This is a genomic window from Janthinobacterium fluminis (assembly GCF_028595325.1).
Lineage (GTDB): Bacteria > Pseudomonadota > Gammaproteobacteria > Burkholderiales > Burkholderiaceae_D > Janthinobacterium > Janthinobacterium fluminis.
The window spans coordinates 61,885-80,843 of sequence record NZ_JAQQXR010000001.1; the positions used below are offsets into that span (position 1 = coordinate 61,885).

The window sequence follows — 18,959 nt, forward strand, 5'->3', positions numbered from 1 at the left end:
TGCGCAGTGCCGCACTTTCCCATTGGTAGTGACCACTTGTTGCACTAACAATACAGTTTCATGAGTCTTGGTAGGCGGCCCCGGCAATCGCGGCTATGATGGAATGGTGGCATCCATTCAATAATTACGAGACGACAAAAATGAAAAAAGCACTGATAGCACTTGCGGTATTGGGCGCCCCAGCGTTCGCGGCGGCGCAATCCAGCGTGACCATTTACGGCATCGCCGACGTCTCGCTGAATCGCTACTCCGGCAGCAATGGCGGCCTGCAATCGAACGGCTCGACGACGCGCATCGACTCCAGCGCCGGCAACAACCTGGCCGGCAGCCGCCTCGGCTTCAAAGGCAAGGAAGACCTCGGCGGCGGCCTGAGCGCCGACTTCAAGCTGGAAATGGGCATCACACTGGACAACGGCATGTCCGAGCAGGGCGGTCGCCTGTTCGGCCGTACCTCCCGCGTCGGCCTGAACAGCAACTACGGCTCCGTGCACCTGGGCCGCCAGGACACGCCGGCATTCGAATTGCTCAGCAGCGTGGACCCGATGGGCGTGGGCCTGGCCGGTTCCGCCGGCAACATCCATGCCGGCAACAAGGCCCTGTATCCGGTCGGCCGCCTGGGAGGCGTGCCGCAGCAGGGCTGGATGGGCTTGTCCGCCTTCCGCGCCAACAACAGCGTGCGCTACGATACGCCGAACGTGCAAGGCTTCAGCGGCAGCGTGCTGTACGGCCTGGGCGAGGCGGCGGAGTCGCGCCACGGCAACATCGGCATCGCCAGCGTCAGCTACAACCAGGGTCCGGTCTACGTCGGCTACGTGCATATCCACGACAACAGCGCCGGCGTCGTGAACCCCGCGACGCTCAACTACAACCAGAAGAGCGACGCGCTGGGCCTCACCTACGACTTCGGCGCCGCCAAGCTGCACGCGCTGGCGGCCACCAAAAAGGCCAACTCCGCCGGAGTCGAAGACAAGGCGAACTACTACTTGCTGGGCGTGAGCGCGCCGGTGGCCTCGAACGGCCAAGTGCTGGCCAGCTGGAACCGATCGACGGGCAAGAACTCGAACGCCAACACGGCCGACCAATACGCCGTGGGCTACCTGTACTCGATGTCCAAGCGCACCACGCTGTACACCTCGTATGCGCGCATCAAAAACAAAGGCAATGCCGCGTTCGGCATCGATGGCTACGACGGCCACGACGGCAAGGCCTTTGACTACTCGTCGCTGTTCAACGTCGGCATCACGCACGCGTTCTAAAACGAAAGCCGGGGACAGACCACGATTTTCAAGGAATAGTTTCTTGAAAATCGTGGTCTGTCCCCGGCTGTGCCGATGGGATGAAAACCAGGCGTTGCGCTACAATTCGGACTTTTGCGCGCTGCGTCCGATGACTTCGACTTCCATTCCCGCCCCCATTCTTGACGCGCTGGCCCTGGCCGACGCTTCCTGGCGCCCGATATTGCTGAAGGGGCTGGAGGCCGTCGCCGCGGCCGACCCGGCCTATCTGCCGGCCCTGGCCGCGGATCGCTACCTGCCGACCGGGCAGCGCCTGTTCGCCGCGTTCGCCTTGCCGCTGGAGCAAGTCAAGTATGTGCTGGTGGGCGAGGGGCCGTATCCGCGCGCCGAAAGCGCGACCGGCGTCTGCTTCATGGACGGCGCCGTCGCCAGCCTGTGGTCCGAGGCCGGCCTGTCGAAGCCCGTCAACCGCGCCACTTCGCTGCGCAATTTCATGAAGATGCTGCTGGTGGCCGACGGTCAGTTGCGCCTGGATGACACCTCGGGCGCCGCGCTGGCGCCGGTGGCGGCCAGGGCGCGCGGCAATGGCACGATCCAGACGCTGGCGCAATTGCAGGCGAACCTGACGCGCCACGGCTTCCTGCTGCTGAACGCGGCGCTGGTGTTCCGCGCCCATGTGCCGCCGGTGCAGGACGCCAGGGCCTGGCTGCCGTTCCTGGAGGTGGTGCTGGGGGCGCTGGCCGAGCGCACGGCGCCAACCCTGGTGTTGTGGGGGAAGATTGCCGAACAGTTGAAGCGCCTGCCGGCCGCGGCGCGGCTGCCGCAGGTGCAGTCGGAGCATCCGTATAACCTGAGCTTTATCGGCAATGGGGCGATGCAGGCACTGTTTGGGCCGATGCGCCTGTTGCGGGCCTGAGTCGGCTGCCCGCGTATTTCTAAATAAATGATGAATTGAGCGATATGAAGATCAAAAACACCCAAGAGTTGCTGGCCGCCATAGCCGCCGGCGCCACCCCGGACTATCTGTGTTTCTGGGGCCACACGCCGGCGAAAGCCTCGCTGGTCGACAAAAGCTGCATGAGCCAGTGGTATCCGGCCGCCTTCAGCGTCGACGGCGTGCGCTACCCCACCGCCGAGCATTACATGATGGCGCGCAAGGCCGCGCTGTTCGGCGATACGGCCGTCGAAGCCCGCATCATCGCCGCGCAATTGCCGTCCGAAGTGAAAAAGCTCGGCCGCCTGGTCGCCAATTTCGACTCGGCCAAGTGGGAGGGGGCGCGCGAAGCCATCGTGTTCGACGGCAATCTGGCGAAATTCGGGCAAAACCCGTCTTTGAAGAAGTTTCTGTTGTCTAGCGCCAACAGTGTCATCGTCGAGGCCAGCCCGGTCGATCCGATCTGGGGCGTCGGCATGGCCGCCAACGATGCGGCCATCGCCGCGCCGGGCAGCTGGAAGGGCTTGAATCTGTTGGGATTTGCATTGATGCAGGTGCGCGCGGCCCTGCGCGCCTGAGCGCCGGCCGCGCCGTTTTGGGGGCGCTCTGACAAACCCACGCGGATTTGTTATACTTGACTAAATCGTTCAACTAATCAGGGCTTCCTAGTTGGACACGCGACATTTTAACCGAGTTCAACCGAGGTGGTATGCGTCTGACTACTAAAGGCCGTTTTGCCGTGACTGCAATGATCGATCTTGCCATGCGCCAGGGCAAGGGTCCGGTCACGCTGTCGGGCATCAGCCAGCGCCAGTCGATTTCCCTGTCGTATCTGGAACAATTGTTCGGCAAGCTGCGCCGCCATGAGATCGTCGAGTCGATCCGCGGCCCCGGCGGCGGCTACAGTCTGGCGCGCCGCGCCGACAAGGTCACGGTGGCCGACATCATCATCGCCGTCGACGAGCCCCTCGACGCAACCCAGTGCGGCGGCAAGGAACATTGCCACGGCGCCGACGCCGCCACCGGCGCGCGCTGCATGACGCATGAGCTGTGGTCTACGCTGAATGAAAAAATGGTCGACTACCTGGATTCTGTGTCCCTGCAGGATCTGGTCGACCAACAGAGACAAAAGAACGCCGAACAAAACGTGATGGTGATGCATCGCAACCACGTTGCGCTGGGTTAATAGAATATACAGTCTGCTTGAATGCATGGAGTGATTTGATGAATGCCCCCGAAAAAAACCTTGGCCCAGTAGTGCACTTTGAAACGGCGCCGCATTTCCCCATCTATATGGACTATTCGGCGACGACGCCGATCGACCCGCGCGTGGCCGACAAGATGATCCCCTACCTGCGCGAGCAGTTCGGCAATCCCGCTTCGCGCAGCCACATGTACGGCTGGACCGCGGAAAAGGCCGTCGAAGAGGCGCGCGGCCACGTGGCCGCCCTCGTCAACGCCGACCCGCGCGAGATCATCTGGACCTCGGGCGCGACGGAAAGCAACAACCTGGCGATCAAGGGCGCGGCGCAGTTCTACAAGACCAAGGGCAAGCACATCATCACCGTCAAGACCGAGCACAAGGCCGTGCTGGACACGGTGCGCGAACTGGAGCGCGTCGGCTTCGACGCCACCTACCTGGAGCCGCAGGACAACGGCCTGATCACGATCGAGCAACTGACGGCGGCCATCCGCCCGGACACCATCCTCGTCTCCGTGATGCTGGTCAACAATGAAATCGGCGTCATCCAGCCGATCGACGAGATCGGCGCGCTGTGCCGCTCGAAGGGCATCATCTTCCACTGCGACGCCGCCCAGGCCACCGGCAAGCTGGCCATCGACCTGCAAAAGACCAAGGTCGACCTGATGACCTTCACGGCGCACAAGACCTACGGCCCGAAAGGCGTGGGCGCGCTGTACGTCTGCCGCAAGCCGCGCGTGCGCATCGAAGCGCAGATGCACGGCGGCGGCCACGAGCGCGGCCTGCGCTCGGGCACCTTGCCGACCCACCAGATCGTCGGCATGGGCGAGGCGTTCCGCCTGGCCAAGGAAGAGATGGACGCGGAAATCGTCCGCATCCAGGCCCTGCGCGACCGCCTGGCCAAGGGCTTGCAGGAAATCGAGGAAGTCTACGTCAACGGCGACATGGCGCACCGCGTGCCGCACAACCTGAACGTCAGCTTCAACTACGTCGAAGGCGAATCGCTGATCATGGCCATCAAGGACATCGCCGTGTCGTCCGGTTCGGCCTGCACCTCGGCCAGCCTGGAGCCGTCCTACGTGCTGCGCGCGCTGGGCCGCAGCGACGAACTGGCGCACAGCTCGATCCGCTTCACCATCGGCCGCTTCTCGACCGAGGCGGACATCGACTTCGCCGTCGAGCTGCTCAAGGCCAAGGTCAGCAAATTGCGTGAGCTGTCGCCGCTGTGGGACATGTTCAAGGAAGGGATCGACATCAACTCGATCCAGTGGGCGGCGCACTAATTGCGTTCATGGCCGCCCGCACGCGGGAGGCCCGGTTTAAATTTAGGAGCATCAAAATGGCATACTCGGAAAAAGTACTCGATCACTACGAAAACCCGCGCAACGTCGGCGCCTTCGACAAGGGCGACGACACGATCGGCACCGGCATGGTCGGCGCGCCGGCCTGCGGCGACGTGATGAAGCTGCAAATCAAGGTGGGCGCGGACGGCCTGATCGAAGACGCGAAATTCAAGACCTACGGCTGCGGTTCGGCCATCGCGTCGAGCTCGCTGGTGACGGAGTGGGTCAAGGGCAAGACCCTGGACCAGGCGCTGTCGATCAAGAACACGCAGATCGCCGAAGAACTGGCGCTGCCGCCGGTCAAGATCCACTGCTCGATCCTGGCCGAAGACGCCATCAAGGCCGCGGTGCTGGACTACCAGAACCGCCACCCTGCGGCGGCATAAGCAGCAGTTTTTGACACCCGTCCTCCAGCGAGGACGGGAGCGGAGGAATGAATGGCAATTACCCTGACGGAAAAAGCGGCGAAGCACATCAGCCGTTACATCGAGCGCCGCGGCAAGGGCGTCGGCCTGCGGTTTGGCGTGCGCACCACCGGCTGCTCGGGCCTGGCCTACAAGCTCGAGTATGTCGATGACGTCGCCGCCGAGGACAGCGTCTTCGAGTCGCACGGCGTCAAGGTCTTCGTCGACCCGAAAAGCCTGCCCTACATCGACGGCACCGAACTCGACTTCGCCCGCGAGGGCTTGAACGAAGGCTTCAAGTTCCACAATCCGAACGAGAAGGATGCCTGCGGCTGCGGCGAAAGCTTCCGCATCTAAAGCCACCACCCCTTGCGCCGCGGTCATCTGATTGATCCAGTAGCAAACAGATAGACGTAGCCATGCAAAACCATTTCGAACTCTTCCACCTGCCGCAACAGTTCGCGCTCGACGCCGGCGCCCTCGACGCGGCCTACCGCGAAGTCCAGAGCCGGGTCCATCCCGATAAATTCGTCAACGCGAGCGACGCCGAAAAGCGCGTCGCGATGCAATGGGCCACGCGCGCCAACGAAGCCTACCAGACCCTGAAGAAGCCGCAAAAGCGGGCCCAGTATCTGTGCGAGCTGAACGGCGTCGACCTGCAGACGGAGTCGAACACGGCCATGCCGATGGCCTTCCTGATGCAGCAGATGGAATGGCGCGAGGAGCTGGGCGAGGCGCGCGCCGGCAAGGATGTGGCGGCGCTGGAGGCGCTTGACGGGCAGCTGAAGTCCGAGCGCAAGGCGCGCCTGGCCGAGGTCGGCGCGCGGCTCGACGCCGGCGATTTCCATGCGGCGGCCCAGGGCGTGCGCGCGCTGATGTTCCTGGAAAAATTCGGCGAGGAAGTCCACTTCGCCTTCGAGGCGATCGAGGCCTAGGCCAGCCCTGGCTCGCCGGCGCAAGCGGCCAGCCAAAGAATCTAACTAAATCAGAGCCACAAGGCATACATACATGGCACTTCTGCAAATTTCCGAACCGGGCATGTCGACCGCGCCGCACCAGCACCGGCTGGCCGTCGGCATCGACCTGGGCACGACCAATTCGCTGGTCGCCACCGTGCGCAACAGCATCCCCGAAGTCCTGGCCGACGAGGAGGGCCGCACCTTGCTGCCGTCCGTCGTGCGCTACCTGCCGAACGGCCACGCCAACATCGGCTACAAGGCGCAGGCGGCCCAGACCACCGACCCGAAAAACACCATCGTCTCCGTCAAGCGCTTCATGGGGCGCGGCCTGCACGACATCGCCTACGCGGAAAACCTGCCCTACGACTTCCAGGACACGCCAGGCATGGTGCAACTGAAAACCGTGGCCGGCATTAAAAGCCCGGTGGAGATCTCGGCGCAGATCCTGGCCACGCTGCGCCAGCGCGCCGAGGACGCGCTCGGCGACGACCTGGTCGGCGCCGTCATCACCGTGCCGGCCTACTTCGACGACGCCCAGCGCCAGGCCACCAAGGACGCGGCCCAGCTGGCCGGCCTGAACGTGCTGCGCCTGCTGAGCGAACCCACGGCCGCCGCCATCGCCTACGGCCTCGACAACGCCTCCGAGGGCATCTACGCCGTCTACGACCTGGGCGGCGGCACCTTCGACATCTCGATCCTGAAACTGAGCAAGGGCGTCTTCGAGGTGCTCTCCACCGGCGGCGACTCGGCCCTGGGCGGCGACGACTTCGACCACCGCCTGTTCTGCTGGATACACGAGCAGGAAAAACTGGCGCCCCTGTCCGACGAGGACACGGCGATCCTGAAAGTGAAGGCGCGCGAGGCGAAGGAACTGCTGTCGACCAACGCCGAAGTGAGCGTGGACGCCATCCTCAACTCCGGCGAGGAAGTGCGCCTGCGCGTGACGGCGGAAACCTTCACCGACATCACCAAGCACCTGGTCGCCAAGACCATGAGCGCGATCAAGAAGGCGCTGCGCGACGCCCACGTCGACGTCGACGACGTCGACGGTGTGGTCATGGTCGGCGGCGCAACGCGCATGCCGCACGTGCGCCGCGCCGTCGGCGAATACTTCCACACCATCCCGCACGCCAACATCGACCCCGACAAGGTGGTCGCGCTGGGTGCGGCGATGCAGGCCAATCTGCTGGCCGGCAACCGCGCCGCCGGCGACGACTGGCTGTTGCTGGACGTCATCCCGCTGTCGCTGGGCATCGAGACGATGGGCGGCCTGGTCGAGAAGATCATCCCGCGCAACTCCACCATCCCCTGCGCGCGGGCCCAGGAATTCACCACCTTCAAGGACGGCCAGACGGCCCTGGCCGTGCACGTGCTGCAGGGCGAACGCGAACTGGTGTCGGACTGCCGCTCGCTGGCCCGCTTCGAGCTGCGCGGCATCCCGCCCATGGTGGCCGGCGCCGCGCGCATCCGCATCACCTACCAGGTCGACGCCGACGGCCTGCTGTCGGTGTCGGCGCGCGAACTGCGCTCCGGCGTGGAAGCGTCGATCAGCGTCAAGCCGGCCTACGGCCTGGGCGACGACGACGTCGCGCGCATGCTGCAAGACTCCTACAGCTCGGCCGACGTCGACATGGCCGCGCGCGCGCTGCGCGAAGAGCAGGTCGAGGCCGAGCGCATCCTGCTGGCGACCCAGTCGGCGCTGGACGAGGACGGCGGCCTGCTCGACGCCGCCGAACGCGCCGCCGTCGCGGCGCTGATGCAGGCCGTGCGCGACGCCGTCACCGGCTCGGCCGCCGGCGCGCTCGGCCACAGCGGCATCAAGCTGGCCGTCGAGGCGCTCGCCAACGGCACCGAGGAATTCGCCTCGCGCCGCATGGACCGCAGCGTGCGCAGCGCCCTGAAGGGCAAAACGCTGGACCAGGTCGCCTAAGCGGCCGCAAACTTTACATCTAGAGGTTACAAGTGCCACAAATCGTCTTCCTGCCCCACCCCAAACTGTGCCCCGAGGGCGCCGTCATCGACGCGCCGGCCGGCAAATCGCTGTGCGACGTCATGCTCGAAAACGACATCCACATCGAGCACGCCTGCGAAAAATCCTGCGCCTGCACCACCTGCCACGTGCTGGTGCGCGAAGGCTTCGCCTCGCTGGGCGAAGCGAACGAAACGGAAGAAGACCTGCTCGACAAGGCCTGGGGCCTGGAAGCCGTGTCGCGCCTGTCGTGCCAGGCCATCGTCGCCGACACCGACCTTGTCGTCGAAATTCCGAAGTACACCATCAACCAGGTCAGCGAAGGCAGCCACTAATTTACCGGAGCCCGACATGAAATGGAGTGACATCAACGTCATCGCGGAAGCGCTGTACGACCAATACCCGGACATCGACCCGCTGACGATACGCTTCACCGACCTGCACAACTGGGTAGTGGACCTGGAAGGCTTCGACGACGACCACAGCCGTGGCGGCGAAAAAGTGCTGGAAGCGATACAGGCGGCGTGGATCGATGAAGCGCGCTAAGCCGGTGGCGGACGTCGCCACAACCGTAGCCGCCATGCCCGAGATCAAACCGGGCCAGTCCATCGCACTGCTGCAAGAACTGCACATCCTGACCCGCGAGGGCAAGATGAACCAGGACAGCCGGCGCAAACTGAAACAGGTCTACCACCTGTACCAGTTCATCGAGCCGCTGCTCAAGGAAATCCAGCAAGACCATCCGGCCATCTCGCTGGTGGACCATGGCGCCGGCAAATCCTACCTGGGCTTCATCCTGTACGACCTGTTCTTCAAGACCTTGAACGACGGCTCGCGCATCTACGGCATCGAAACCCGCGAAGAACTGGTGCAAAAATCACAGGAACTGGCGAAGAAACTGGACTTCCCCGGCATGTCCTTCCTCAACCTGTCGGTGGCCGAATCGACCGAGTCGGAGCTGCTGCCGCGGCAGATCGACGTCGTCACGGCCCTGCACGCCTGCAACACGGCGACCGACGACGCCATCCAGTTCGCCCTGAAAAAACGCGCCAAATTCATGGTGCTGGTGCCGTGCTGCCAGGCCGAAGTGGCCTCCGTGCTGAAGAAGAACAAAGGCAAGGCCCTGGGCAAGAACGCGCTGACGGAACTGTGGCGCCACCCGCTGCACACGCGCGAATTCGGCAGCCAGATCACCAACGTGCTGCGCTGCCTGCAACTGGAAGCCCACGGCTACCAGGTCAGCGTGACGGAACTGGTAGGATGGGAACACTCGATGAAAAACGAGCTGATCATCGCCAGCTACAAAAACCTGCCGCGCCAGCGCCCCACCGAGCGCCTGAGCGAAGTGCTGGAAACGCTGGGACTGGAAGAAATGGGGCAGCGCTTCTTCGCCGAGCAAGTGGCTCAAGCGCAAGCCGTTCAATAAACCGCAAACGAGGGCGCGTGATTAGTGAGTTGTACGAGCAATGGCTGGACCTGCGCAGCGACACCGTCACCCACCCCGGCGCGGCGATGCGCGAAGCGATGCACGCGGCGCCGCTGGGCGACGACGTCTACGGCGACGACCCCAGCGTCAACCGCCTGCAAGACTACGCGGCCGAGCTGTTCGGCTTCGAGGCGGTGCTGTTCGCCCCGTCCGGCACGCAAAGCAACCTGATCGGCCTGCTGGTGCACTGCGGCCGCGGCGACGAATACCTGGTCGGCCAGGAAGCGCACACCTTCCGCTACGAAGCGGGCGGCGCGGCCGTGCTGGGCAGCATCCAGCCGCAGCCGATCGCCAACCAGGCCGACGGCAGCCTGGCGCTGGCCGACATCGCGGCGCAAATCAAACCGGACGACTTCCACTTCGCGCGCAGCAAACTGCTGGCCCTGGAAAACACCATAGGCGGGCGCGTGCTGGGCGCCGACTACCTGGCGCAGGCGACCGCGCTGGCGCACGGCCGCGGCCTGGCCACCCACCTGGACGGCGCGCGCATCTGCAACGCCGCCGTCAAACAGGGCATCAGCCTGCGCGCCGCCGTGGCCGGTTTCGACAGCGTCTCCGTCTGCCTGTCGAAAGGGCTGGGCGCGCCCGTCGGCTCGCTGCTGTGCGGCGACAAAACCTTCATCGCCCAAGCCAAGCGCTGGCGCAAAATGCTGGGCGGCGGCATGCGCCAGGCGGGCGGCCTGGCCGCCGCCGGCATGTACGCGCTGGAACACAACGTCGCGCGGCTGGCGGACGACCACGCCAACGCCGCCTTCCTGGCGCAGGCGCTGGCGCAAATTCCCGGCATCAGCGTCAGCACGCCGCAAACCAACATCCTCTACGTCGACCTGCCGGCGGATGCCTGCGCCGGGCTGAACGCGGCGCTGCAGGCTGAGCGCATCCGCGTGTCGATGGCGCCTCGCCTGCGCCTCGTGACCCACCTCGACGCCACCCGCGCCGACCTGCGACGCCTGGTCGACGTCTTCGCCGCCTATTTCCGCTGAAAGCTGGGGGCGGTGGAGCGGCTGACAGGTTCGTGGAACAACACCGTAACGACGTTCAGAATGGTAATGGTGGTGTTTATGAGCCATTACAGCCTCTCGCGGTAGCAGGGACTAGTGCGATGCTCGGCGGATCCGGCACCGCCGCGTTGGCTACCACCTCTGCTGGACGGGCATTTTTGGCCTTTTTGGGTTTCGGGCTTGAGATGCAATCAATGGCCGACGGTGTTCCTTCGGGAGGTCGAACCTTGAACCTGGATGCTGGGGACAACGCGATGGCTGGAGCAATCAACGTTGATCTTCGAGCTGTAAACGGTGTAAATGTGGTTGCGGATGCGACTAAGCTGCCTTTTAAGAATGGATCATTCTCGCAGGCTCATTCTATAAATCCGTTTGGGTTCAATCCTGTTAGTGCGGAAACGGCGAGGGTAATGCAACCGGGTGGAATGTTGTACGTCACGGGTTCTCCCGCCAATAGATTTGCGAAGCCAATGGGTGCGCTTGATGCAAAGGCTGCCGGATTTGAAGTGATTTCTTCGGGGCCGATGGTGAGATCGCATGCATTTGGTGTGCAGAAGAGCACCAGAGGTGAGCCGCTACCTATGAATAGTTCAATTACCACCGTTTATCGTAGAGTGCCATAAGAGGATCAGCTATGCAGCGAATGAAAGAATTTATGGAACACATTGTCGCCAATCGAGTTAATGGCCTGCCAGCTGATGCAGTGTCAGAGGTATTCGATAGGTTAATTTGGTGTATGGTCGATAATGGTGAGGAAATTGGTCAGGTCAGACGCGAATGGTTCCATTCCGACGATAAATATAAGGTGGAAGTGGCCTTGAATATGAACGAAGTTTATCCGTTTCCGACAAGGGCTGAGATGGAGAGTCACTTCACAAGGATTGCATCGTGTTGGCCGGATTTGAATGATAAATGCGAGCATTGGCTTGCTAAATGGGACGAGCAATTTTTATGATCTGAAACTGACTCGGCAAGAAGTCGTTGAGGATTAGCTGTGGCTATTTCCGGGGCGCGGGGTCAGTGACCACATCCCAACACGGTCTCGTCCGTGGACAATGCCTAGCTTTAGCGGCGGGCCGGACGGAAGCGGTGGCACGGGTGACTCGTATCCTGTTCGTATCCTGTCGTATCCCATCGGCCACTGGTCGTATCCCATTTGTATACCGTTCGTATCATGCCGAAAATGCCGCCCGGTGCTGTTGCCGCCGCTGGTAACCGCCAGCGAGGGCCGGTGCGGGGTACGGTGCGACCAGGTATGGAAAATCTGTCCAAGGCTCAGATTGAGGCGCAGCAGGCTCCGCGCGTCCAAGATATTCGCGTTGAGATTCAAAAAAATTTCGTTGACAAGATTTTTGATCTTTTGGGGAAGTAATGGAACAGGAACGCACATGCTTGAACGGTAGGCGATTAATCATCTCTGATCGGCGCAGCTTCCGCGATGACTTGGCTGCGTCTGGTGCTATTCCTCGCGTAACTCTTTTGTCGGCCTGGCGCGCTGAGCCGGGTTCTCTGATATTCTGGGAGGAAATTGTTGAAGATTTGCTAGAGGATGGTTGTACATATTTTGTCTGTGCGGGAGATTTTGCTGAAGAATTGCACGATCTAGTGGATAACTTGATTTTTCGGCAGTCCCGCTGTGCAACAGTGGCGACGACGTACCATAATGACGATTGTCCAAGCGACGTCATTAACTTCTTCGTTTATACGACGACTTTGGAAGAAATTTCTAACGAAGCCTTACTCGCAATTCTTGAGCCAGGACTGCCATATGATTGCGACCTCTTAATGTCTCTTCGGAATGAGTGCCATTTAGGGCGGCGGTGACGCCTGCGGCGGAGGCGCAATGGCGACGGGCCCAAAACTCGCATTAGGGGGTCTCGCTCTTTTAACTGGATAACGCACCCCACGCATGGCGCGGAAACCCGCATGGATGCTGGGATTTGGCCGCTGCGGTACGATAGGATGCAGTGAGCTACGCTGATTCGGCAAACAGGGGAGGTGCCGGTAGTCCTAGTAGGAATGACATAATTTGGGAGACAATGCTATCGAGCCCAAACAGATACGTTACTCAGTCTGCGTCATGTGTGGGCCACTAAAAACAGCTGGGAAAAATTGGGGTGTTGTGGCACCTTCAAAAACAAACTCTTACGTGGAGTTCAATGCTCCTGTAGGCTCTATGTTGCCTATGCCAAAGATTGGCCCACGAGATAATGGAGTGGTTATTCCTTCATTAATGCTGTATCCAATTGGTGATAAAAATCAAATTTACTATCAAGCGCCTTGATGGAAAGTTTTGGAGACAGCCGTCCTCACGCTAATTTTGTAAAGGAATTTATGTGGGATCGATCGAAGTAGTAAGGAATTTATTTGATGGAATTGGTTTTTTTGCATATCAGGCAGCGCAATCGTTGGATCGTGCTTTGCGCTCGGATTTACAAGAGCTTCGATTATTTTATGCCGAAAGAAATAAATCGGAAGAATTGGCCTTTGCGGTCGTAGAGCTTCAGCCTTTTCTTGGGGAGATTAATGGTAACTTCTTCAATAAATTGTTGGGTGGAAGCATTAAAACGATTGATCTTTGGATTATGAGTCGTTTGCTGTTTGATTTTTCTGCGGTAATAAAAGGTGGTAATCATTCTGGCGAGAATTTGGGATGTCTGCGCTATTGCCTGATAGTTAATTCGATGAAATTTATGAATAAAAGTAAAACTAGAAGAAAAGGAAAGATTTTGCCTGATTGCTTGAACTTTTATAATCGAAATGATATTGTTGGTAAGGGAGTGGAGATTGAATATTTTCTTGGTCAGCACTGGGCAGATTCATGAGCCAGAGAAATAGAAAGGCTAATGGCCACGCTTGCTGCGTCTCCAGCCCCGTTTGATCGTAAACGCGCGTTCGCCTTCCGCGTCTTACCGATGCCACATTCCGGCGGTTGATCGCCGATGTCGGTTGGATATGCCAATTTGGCTAGAAGGATGAATTGATCAGCGTTTTCATAGGTATATTGCCGGAAGTTGGCAGGAAAGATGCTGGTGGTTGTTGCAGGTGCCGCGCCTCTTACACGTGCAGCTAATGCTAAGCTGATCTATGAAATTCAAATTGATTTTTTTTGATTGGGGAAAACGTTGATTACTATTCGATTTGAAACTGGAGAAGAACGAATAGTCGATCGTGATTCTTTGAGCGGCGCGTGCTTTGACGGCGACAGCCTACATCGCGCAATATTCGAAGGAATGGATCTTAGCCAGGCGACATTCCGCAATGCGAATGTGAGAAATGCCATTTTCAACGACGCGATTATTGAGGGCGGAGCGTTTGCAGGGGCAGCGTTAATGAATAGCTTATTTCTGCGAGCGAACCTGCGGTGTGCGGATTTCACTCAAGCAGTTGCAGTCTATGCGGACTTTTCTGGCGCAGATATTTGGAAAGCAAACTTTGAGGGCGCAGATATAGGTGGAGCCAGCTTTAGAGGCGCGAATCTATGCGGAGCTAATTTGCTATGCAAGAGAATAGAGGAGGCAGAATTTTTTGATGCCATTTATGATGATATGACGATTTGGCCAGTCGGGTTTGATCCAGTCGGGGCCCGTTGTAAAAAGTGATCAGGCTCAGTCAATTGCGAAGGTTGCGGAACTCGTCGGTCCGAACGGGGGGGATGGGTTTGGCGTGGAAAGCCTCCACAAGGCGGGGATCAAGTAGGTATCCGCATCCAGAAAATTTTTCTCTCAAATTAATCGTGTTGAATTCAATCAGTGTCGTCGTTGGGGCATACGACGGCGAGAGCTATCTCGTTTGGTGCCGGATTAGCGATACCCGCAGCGCAGAGGCCAAGGGGACTCGACACTTATGGGCGTCAGCCGTTCCCGCCAGGTACTTTGTTTCAATCAGATGAAAGATGATTTTATGATCTACCAATATCCAGTAGGAGTTGACTGTGTTTGGTTGGCATCCGATGCGGCAGGAAATCTGGCCGCGTTCGTTACCGGAGGGGAGGGGGCAATTCCTTCTAGTGTTTTAAGTAATAACTCCATCCAGATCGAGGATGTCGAAATGTCCATATGTGGCTTGGATGTGGTTTCTGATGCGAGATTGCTCGTGCCAATGCCACGGCCCGATGATTTCATAGATATCGCAAAGCGAGGGATCTACGTTTTTGACTGGCAGGATGTAAGTCGTATATCGCGAAATCGGATCGGGATGTATGAAAAAATCGCCATCCCGACCAATCCGATAGGGCTAGAAATTTTGCCAAATGACTTGAGAAATTTGGCTGAGAGCGTTAAATTTGTCTCCTTGTTTTTTTCTGAATATTCAAGAGTCGATGTGGAAATGCTGTTTGAATGTAGAAATTGATGGTGCGAAATGAAAAATGAGCATGAAAAAATTAATTTTAAATATGTGATGTGCTGGGTGCTAATGTTTCTGGTAATTATCGCCGCTGTATTTCTTTGGAAGGGTAGGGGTAGTATGGGTAATTGTGGTCGCACCGCAGCTGAACTTTCTATTGCGGCAAACTCGGAATTGCATGTCGGGTCTGGTGGCGCTTCGGTTGAAAATTTTCTGTTGAGAAAAAATATTAAATATTCGTACGATGAGTTTTCCGGCAGATTTCAAGGAATAATTCGTTCCGAAGAAAATGGCCGGAGCAATGGCTGCGCCGTGGTCGCACATGTTTACGTGGATAAGGATATGCGTTATATTAAATCGGAATTTATAACTAGTTATACGGGGTTGTAAATATTTAGTTTCGATAAATGGTCGCACTCCAGATCTGCCGGAGAAAAACTGAGGTGCCTGGGAAAGTTAGTCCGCTACAGCCCGATCAATTACTCTCCCGGGTAGGTATTTGTCTAGTCCCGTTTGATCGTGAGCGCGTTTAACGAATAGCTCCGGTTTGGCCGGCTGCCATTCTTTCAGCGCCTGGATTGGCGTTTTTGCGCCGATGGCAGCGCTTTCGTCCCTGGCTATATCGGCGATGTGACGCCTTAATTTTCCATCCAGTGCGTTGCTAACTTTGTCTTACCCAAGCCAACATCGCGCTGGCTGGGTGTTTGCGCAGGATGTCGGGCGGCGCCAAGCGTTGGCAGCGGGTTCTGACTGCCCCTGCGGCCCGCCTGTGGCATAGCAGGTACAATACCGCTTTCCCTTCGTTCTTCTCTCTTTTCAATGACATCCTCCAGTACAGATTCCACCGTCCGCCTCGCCAAACGCCTGGCGGAGTCGCTTCCCTGTTCGCGCCGCGAGGCCGAGCTGTATATCGGGGGCGGCTGGGTCAGCGTGGACGGCGAGTTGGTGGAGGAGCCGGGCGCGCGCGTCGCCCCAGAGCAGCGAGTCGAGCTGGCGCCCGGCGCCACGCTGGAGGAGATTCCTCCGGTGACGATCCTGCTGCACAAGCCTGCCGGCTTCAGCGCCGGCATCGGCCGCGACGGCACGCCGGCCCTGAGCTGTCTTGGCAAGGATACCCTGGCCGAGGCCGGCCACGGCGGCAAGCGTTTCCTGAAATGCCATTTGAATGGCCTGACGCTGACCAATCCGCTCGACACCAAGGCCAGCGGTCTGTTGATCTTCACGCAGGATTTCCGCGTCGCGCGCAAGCTGGTGGATGAGGCGGCGCGGGTCGAGCAGGAGTTCATTGTCGAGGTGGCGGGCGATATCGCGCCGAACGGGTTGGCGTTGCTCAATCACGGCTTGCCGTTCAACGGCAAGCCGCTGGCGCCGATCAAGGTGAGTTGGCAGAACGAAACCCGGTTGCGCTTTGCGCTGAAGGGGGTGCAGCCCGCTCAGATCGAGCATATGTGCAAGATGGTGGGGCTGTCGGTGGTGGCGATGAAGCGGCTGCGCGTAGGGCGTATTTCGATGGCGGCGCTGCAGTCTGGGCAGTGGCGCTATTTGCAGGATTTTGAGCGCTTTTGAGTTGCGCGCGGCTTGTGTCGACAGCTGGGGTCTGACCCCAGACGACCGGGGTCTGACCCCAGACGACCGGGGTCAGACCCCGGCGGCGTCGGTGTTTTAAGCGGCTTTGTTCTTGTTCGCTTTGACTGGCTTCGGCAGCAGGATCAGGCGCGTGCCGAGTAATTTGTCGTGCAGCATCTGGCGGTCTTTGTCGAGGAAGGCCGTGGCGGCCCAGGCTGCCATGCCGACGCCGATGGCGATGCCCATCTGTCCCTTGTGCAGGTCGAAGGCGTAGCACGCCACCAGCGCCGGCAAAAACCATCCCCACGCCAGCATGAAGCGCGCCGCCGCGATCTTGATCGGCAGCCGCGCGTAGCCCGGCTTGACCAGTTTGATGCGCCAGGTTTTCATCGCCAGCGTGTGGCCGCTGTCGCTCCAGAAGTGGATGAAGTAGGCGGCCGTGACGAGGAAGAGCGTGAATTGCAGTCCGTGCGTGTAGGCCGTCGTTTGGCGGTTTTGCGTCGCTAGCAGGTAGACGGCAACGGCGGCCAGCTCCACGGCCGCCAGCAGCAGCGTTTCGTAAATCATGCAGATGAGGCGGCGTCGGACGGTGGGCGTGGTAATGCTGAGCTTACTATTTGACATTGGTTGGTGCTACCGGGCTGGCCGGGGTAACGGTGGAGGGGAGGGCGCTGGCCGGCGCAGCCGGCGCCGGTGCCGGCACTGTCGCGGCCGGCGCGCTTGCCGGGGCAGCAGCCGGCGTGGCCGGCGTTGCCGGCGCCGGCAGGGCGCCAGGCGCGGCGGCCGGCGGCGCCACAGGCGCCTTGACCGGCGCGATGGTCTTGGCCTTGCTTTGCGCCGCGCTCGGCAGATTCGCCAGTTGTTTCTTCGCGGCCGCGGCGGCGGCGAGTTTTTGTTTTTCGTCTTCGGGCAGTTGCTGGTACTGTTCCCATTGCGCCGATTTCTGGCTCGGTTCGATTTTCTTCGCGCGCGTGTAGTTCTCGCGCACCAGGCGGCGCTGTTCCGGCGTCAGTTTGATCCATTCGCGCATGCGTTCGTGCACGCGCAGTTGCTCGTCCGGCTTCATCGAGGCGAAGCGGTTGGCGATGTCCAGCCATTTTTGCTTGCGCGCGCTTTCCAGCTTGTCCCATTCGGCCGCCAGCGGCAGCAGGGCTTCCTGTTGTGGACGGCTGAGTTCGGCCCAGCGCGGCTTGTCGAGCGCTTTCGGCGCGCCCTTGGCCGGCGCGGCGCGGCCGGCGCTCAGGGTTTTCGCGGGCACGGGCGTGCCGGCGGCCGGGGTGGCCGGGGCCGTCGCGGCGGCGGGCGCCGGCGCCGACGGCGCGTTCGCGTTCACCCACGAGGCGCCCGCCAGCGCAGCCGCGCCCAGGCCGATCAATGCATTGCGAACCTTGGTGCGGGCCATGCCTATTGCTCGCGTTTCGTCGTCAGGTAGGCGTTGAAGCCGTGGTCCAGATAGGCCGTCAGCGGCAATTCGTCCGACAGCACGGCCGCGTCCAGCTCGGCCAGCTCGGCGATGTGCTGGTCTTGCTCGAACTGGTAGATGCCGACCAGGCCGGCGCCCATCAGCAGCAGCGGCAGCACCAGCGACATCCGGCCCAGCCAGGCGAAGGGCTGCGAGAGCAGGTGGCCGACGTTGCCGGCGGCCACGCTGTGGGCCACGCGCACGGGCGCGTGCGCCTTCTTGCGCGCCATCGCCAGCGCGCGCGCGGCGGCCAGCCGCTCGCTCGTCGACGCCGGCAGGTCGTCGAGCTTTTCGTTCAGCGCGTGCCGCACCTTGTAGGCGAAATTGATATCATCGGTATTCATAATTTTATTCCTTTGGCTTTCAGCGATTCGGCGAGGGTGTGAGTTGCGCGGGAGCAATGCGTTTTCACGCTTCCCTCGGAGCAGCCCATCGCTTCGGCTGTTTCAGCCACGTCCATGTCTTGCCAGTAACGCATGAGGAAGGCTTCGCGTTGACGCGCCGGCAGTTTTTGTACCTCTTCGTCAATCAAATCAAGCATTTGCGCGCGCTCGACCTGGTCGGCGCTCGATTCGGCCGCCTGCGAGCCCTGCTCCGCCTCGTAGGTGTCGAGTATATCAAAGTCCTCGTGCTCGTCGCCGGCCGGCTTCATGCCGGAGAACAGGCTGACCCAGGTGTTGCGCACCTTTTCGCGGCGGAAGTAGTCGAGTATGGTCGTCTGCAGGATGCGCTGGAACAGCATCGGCAGCTCGGCGGCCGGCTTGTCGCCATACTTCTCGGCAAGTTTGATCATCGCGTCCTGCACGATGTCCAGCGCAGACTCGTCCTTGCGGACGGCATACGCGGCCTGTTTGAAGGCGCGCCGTTCGACGTGTTGGAGAAAATCGGAGAGTTCTTTGTCTGTTGCCATGCAATGTGGAGCGGGCTGCCGGGGATACGGGGTGGTTAGGAGCACTGGTCTGGGAGGCGCTGGCGGGCCTGGCGGCCGCGCCCGCCCGCCTCCTGGCTTGCGGCGTTTTGCGAACTGAGCGCATGCTAGCAAAAAACCGCTG

At 60.3% G+C, this 18,959-nt stretch carries 26 protein-coding genes; 22 read left to right on the forward strand and 4 right to left on the reverse strand.

All coding sequences use genetic code 11. From position 1 onward, the window contains the following. The first annotated feature begins 140 nt into the window (after nt 1–140). From OIK44_RS00305 to OIK44_RS00415, 22 genes are all read left to right on the forward strand, one after another. A complete protein-coding gene (locus OIK44_RS00305) occupies nt 141–1,256 on the forward strand; it encodes a porin (protein WP_273668654.1) in 1,116 nt (371 codons plus the stop codon). A 130-nt stretch (nt 1,257–1,386) separates the two neighbouring features. Beyond that, nucleotides 1,387–2,151 (forward strand): uracil-DNA glycosylase family protein, encoded by a 765-nt coding sequence (locus tag OIK44_RS00310; RefSeq protein ID WP_273668655.1) that lies wholly within the window; start codon nt 1,387–1,389, stop codon nt 2,149–2,151. A 44-nt stretch (nt 2,152–2,195) separates the two neighbouring features. Then, the gene (locus OIK44_RS00315) at nt 2,196–2,747 is read left to right on the forward strand and encodes an NADAR family protein (protein ID WP_273668656.1); all 552 of its coding nucleotides are present in this window, start codon (nt 2,196–2,198) and stop codon (nt 2,745–2,747) included. A gap of 131 nt (nt 2,748–2,878) precedes the next feature. Continuing rightward, complete coding sequence (gene iscR / locus OIK44_RS00320; RefSeq protein WP_273668657.1) at nt 2,879–3,355, forward strand: Fe-S cluster assembly transcriptional regulator IscR; 477 nt, start codon at nt 2,879–2,881, stop codon at nt 3,353–3,355. Nucleotides 3,356–3,393: 38 nt separating this feature from the next. Then, entirely contained in the window at nt 3,394–4,653 is a 1,260-nt protein-coding gene (locus tag OIK44_RS00325) for an IscS subfamily cysteine desulfurase (protein WP_420213797.1), read from the forward strand. 56 nt (nt 4,654–4,709) lie between these two features. Beyond that, on the forward strand, nt 4,710–5,099 hold the full coding sequence (iscU, locus tag OIK44_RS00330; protein WP_273668658.1) for a Fe-S cluster assembly scaffold IscU: 390 nt from the start codon (nt 4,710–4,712) through the stop codon (nt 5,097–5,099). Nucleotides 5,100–5,150: 51 nt separating this feature from the next. After that, on the forward strand, nt 5,151–5,474 hold the full coding sequence (gene iscA / locus OIK44_RS00335) for an iron-sulfur cluster assembly protein IscA (RefSeq protein WP_273668659.1): 324 nt from the start codon (nt 5,151–5,153) through the stop codon (nt 5,472–5,474). Between the two features lie 62 nt (nt 5,475–5,536). Further along, nucleotides 5,537–6,052 (forward strand): Fe-S protein assembly co-chaperone HscB, encoded by a 516-nt coding sequence (hscB, locus tag OIK44_RS00340; protein ID WP_273668660.1) that lies wholly within the window; start codon nt 5,537–5,539, stop codon nt 6,050–6,052. Nucleotides 6,053–6,125: 73 nt separating this feature from the next. After that, nucleotides 6,126–8,006: a Fe-S protein assembly chaperone HscA gene (hscA, locus tag OIK44_RS00345; RefSeq protein ID WP_273668661.1), complete on the forward strand. Its 1,881-nt coding sequence runs from the start codon at nt 6,126–6,128 to the stop codon at nt 8,004–8,006. A 32-nt stretch (nt 8,007–8,038) separates the two neighbouring features. After that, entirely contained in the window at nt 8,039–8,380 is a 342-nt protein-coding gene (gene fdx / locus OIK44_RS00350; RefSeq protein ID WP_273668662.1) for an ISC system 2Fe-2S type ferredoxin, read from the forward strand. Nucleotides 8,381–8,396: 16 nt separating this feature from the next. Beyond that, a complete protein-coding gene (gene iscX / locus OIK44_RS00355) occupies nt 8,397–8,591 on the forward strand; it encodes a Fe-S cluster assembly protein IscX (RefSeq protein ID WP_273668663.1) in 195 nt (64 codons plus the stop codon). Further along, a complete protein-coding gene (locus OIK44_RS00360) occupies nt 8,578–9,471 on the forward strand; it encodes a class I SAM-dependent methyltransferase (RefSeq protein WP_273668664.1) in 894 nt (297 codons plus the stop codon). The genes iscX and OIK44_RS00360 overlap by 14 nt, the downstream gene beginning before the upstream one ends. Before the next feature lie 20 nt (nt 9,472–9,491). Next, nucleotides 9,492–10,514, forward strand: coding sequence for a low-specificity L-threonine aldolase (ltaE, locus tag OIK44_RS00365; protein ID WP_273669763.1), 1,023 nt, complete (start codon nt 9,492–9,494; stop codon nt 10,512–10,514). 32 nt (nt 10,515–10,546) lie between these two features. After that, nucleotides 10,547–11,155 (forward strand): methyltransferase domain-containing protein, encoded by a 609-nt coding sequence (locus tag OIK44_RS00370; protein ID WP_273668665.1) that lies wholly within the window; start codon nt 10,547–10,549, stop codon nt 11,153–11,155. 32 nt (nt 11,156–11,187) lie between these two features. Then, nucleotides 11,188–11,487 (forward strand): hypothetical protein, encoded by a 300-nt coding sequence (locus OIK44_RS00375; RefSeq protein WP_273668666.1) that lies wholly within the window; start codon nt 11,188–11,190, stop codon nt 11,485–11,487. Nucleotides 11,488–11,706: 219 nt separating this feature from the next. Then, on the forward strand, nt 11,707–11,904 hold the full coding sequence (locus OIK44_RS00380; protein ID WP_273668667.1) for a hypothetical protein: 198 nt from the start codon (nt 11,707–11,709) through the stop codon (nt 11,902–11,904). Then, complete coding sequence (locus OIK44_RS00385) at nt 11,904–12,356, forward strand: DUF7684 family protein (RefSeq protein WP_273668668.1); 453 nt, start codon at nt 11,904–11,906, stop codon at nt 12,354–12,356. Before OIK44_RS00380 ends, OIK44_RS00385 begins: the two co-directional genes overlap by 1 nt. A gap of 512 nt (nt 12,357–12,868) precedes the next feature. Beyond that, on the forward strand, nt 12,869–13,357 hold the full coding sequence (locus tag OIK44_RS00390) for a hypothetical protein (protein ID WP_273668669.1): 489 nt from the start codon (nt 12,869–12,871) through the stop codon (nt 13,355–13,357). A gap of 300 nt (nt 13,358–13,657) precedes the next feature. Then, nucleotides 13,658–14,134, forward strand: coding sequence for a pentapeptide repeat-containing protein (locus OIK44_RS00395; RefSeq protein WP_273668670.1), 477 nt, complete (start codon nt 13,658–13,660; stop codon nt 14,132–14,134). A gap of 301 nt (nt 14,135–14,435) precedes the next feature. Beyond that, nucleotides 14,436–14,885: a hypothetical protein gene (locus OIK44_RS00400; RefSeq protein WP_273668671.1), complete on the forward strand. Its 450-nt coding sequence runs from the start codon at nt 14,436–14,438 to the stop codon at nt 14,883–14,885. Nucleotides 14,886–14,894: 9 nt separating this feature from the next. Further along, on the forward strand, nt 14,895–15,269 hold the full coding sequence (locus OIK44_RS00405; protein WP_273668672.1) for a hypothetical protein: 375 nt from the start codon (nt 14,895–14,897) through the stop codon (nt 15,267–15,269). Between the two features lie 429 nt (nt 15,270–15,698). Further along, nucleotides 15,699–16,445 (forward strand): rRNA pseudouridine synthase, encoded by a 747-nt coding sequence (locus tag OIK44_RS00415; protein ID WP_273668673.1) that lies wholly within the window; start codon nt 15,699–15,701, stop codon nt 16,443–16,445. Between the two features lie 96 nt (nt 16,446–16,541). Here OIK44_RS00415 and OIK44_RS00420 read toward each other — a convergent pair whose 3' ends face one another. The 4 genes from OIK44_RS00420 to OIK44_RS00435 are packed head-to-tail and all read right to left on the reverse strand — an operon-like array spanning nt 16,542 to nt 18,817. Next, on the reverse strand, nt 16,542–17,069 hold the full coding sequence (locus tag OIK44_RS00420) for an RDD family protein (RefSeq protein ID WP_273668674.1): 528 nt from the start codon (nt 17,067–17,069) through the stop codon (nt 16,542–16,544). Further along, on the reverse strand, nt 17,059–17,847 hold the full coding sequence (locus tag OIK44_RS00425) for a DUF3106 domain-containing protein (RefSeq protein ID WP_273668675.1): 789 nt from the start codon (nt 17,845–17,847) through the stop codon (nt 17,059–17,061). Before OIK44_RS00425 ends, OIK44_RS00420 begins: the two co-directional genes overlap by 11 nt. A 2-nt stretch (nt 17,848–17,849) precedes the next feature. Next, nucleotides 17,850–18,251 carry a DUF3619 family protein gene (locus OIK44_RS00430; RefSeq protein WP_273668676.1) on the reverse strand — a complete coding sequence of 134 codons (402 nt, stop codon included), beginning with the start codon at nt 18,249–18,251 and terminating at the stop codon, nt 17,850–17,852. Continuing rightward, nucleotides 18,248–18,817: an RNA polymerase sigma factor gene (locus OIK44_RS00435; RefSeq protein ID WP_273668677.1), complete on the reverse strand. Its 570-nt coding sequence runs from the start codon at nt 18,815–18,817 to the stop codon at nt 18,248–18,250. Before OIK44_RS00435 ends, OIK44_RS00430 begins: the two co-directional genes overlap by 4 nt. Between the last annotated feature and the right edge of the window lie 142 nt (nt 18,818–18,959).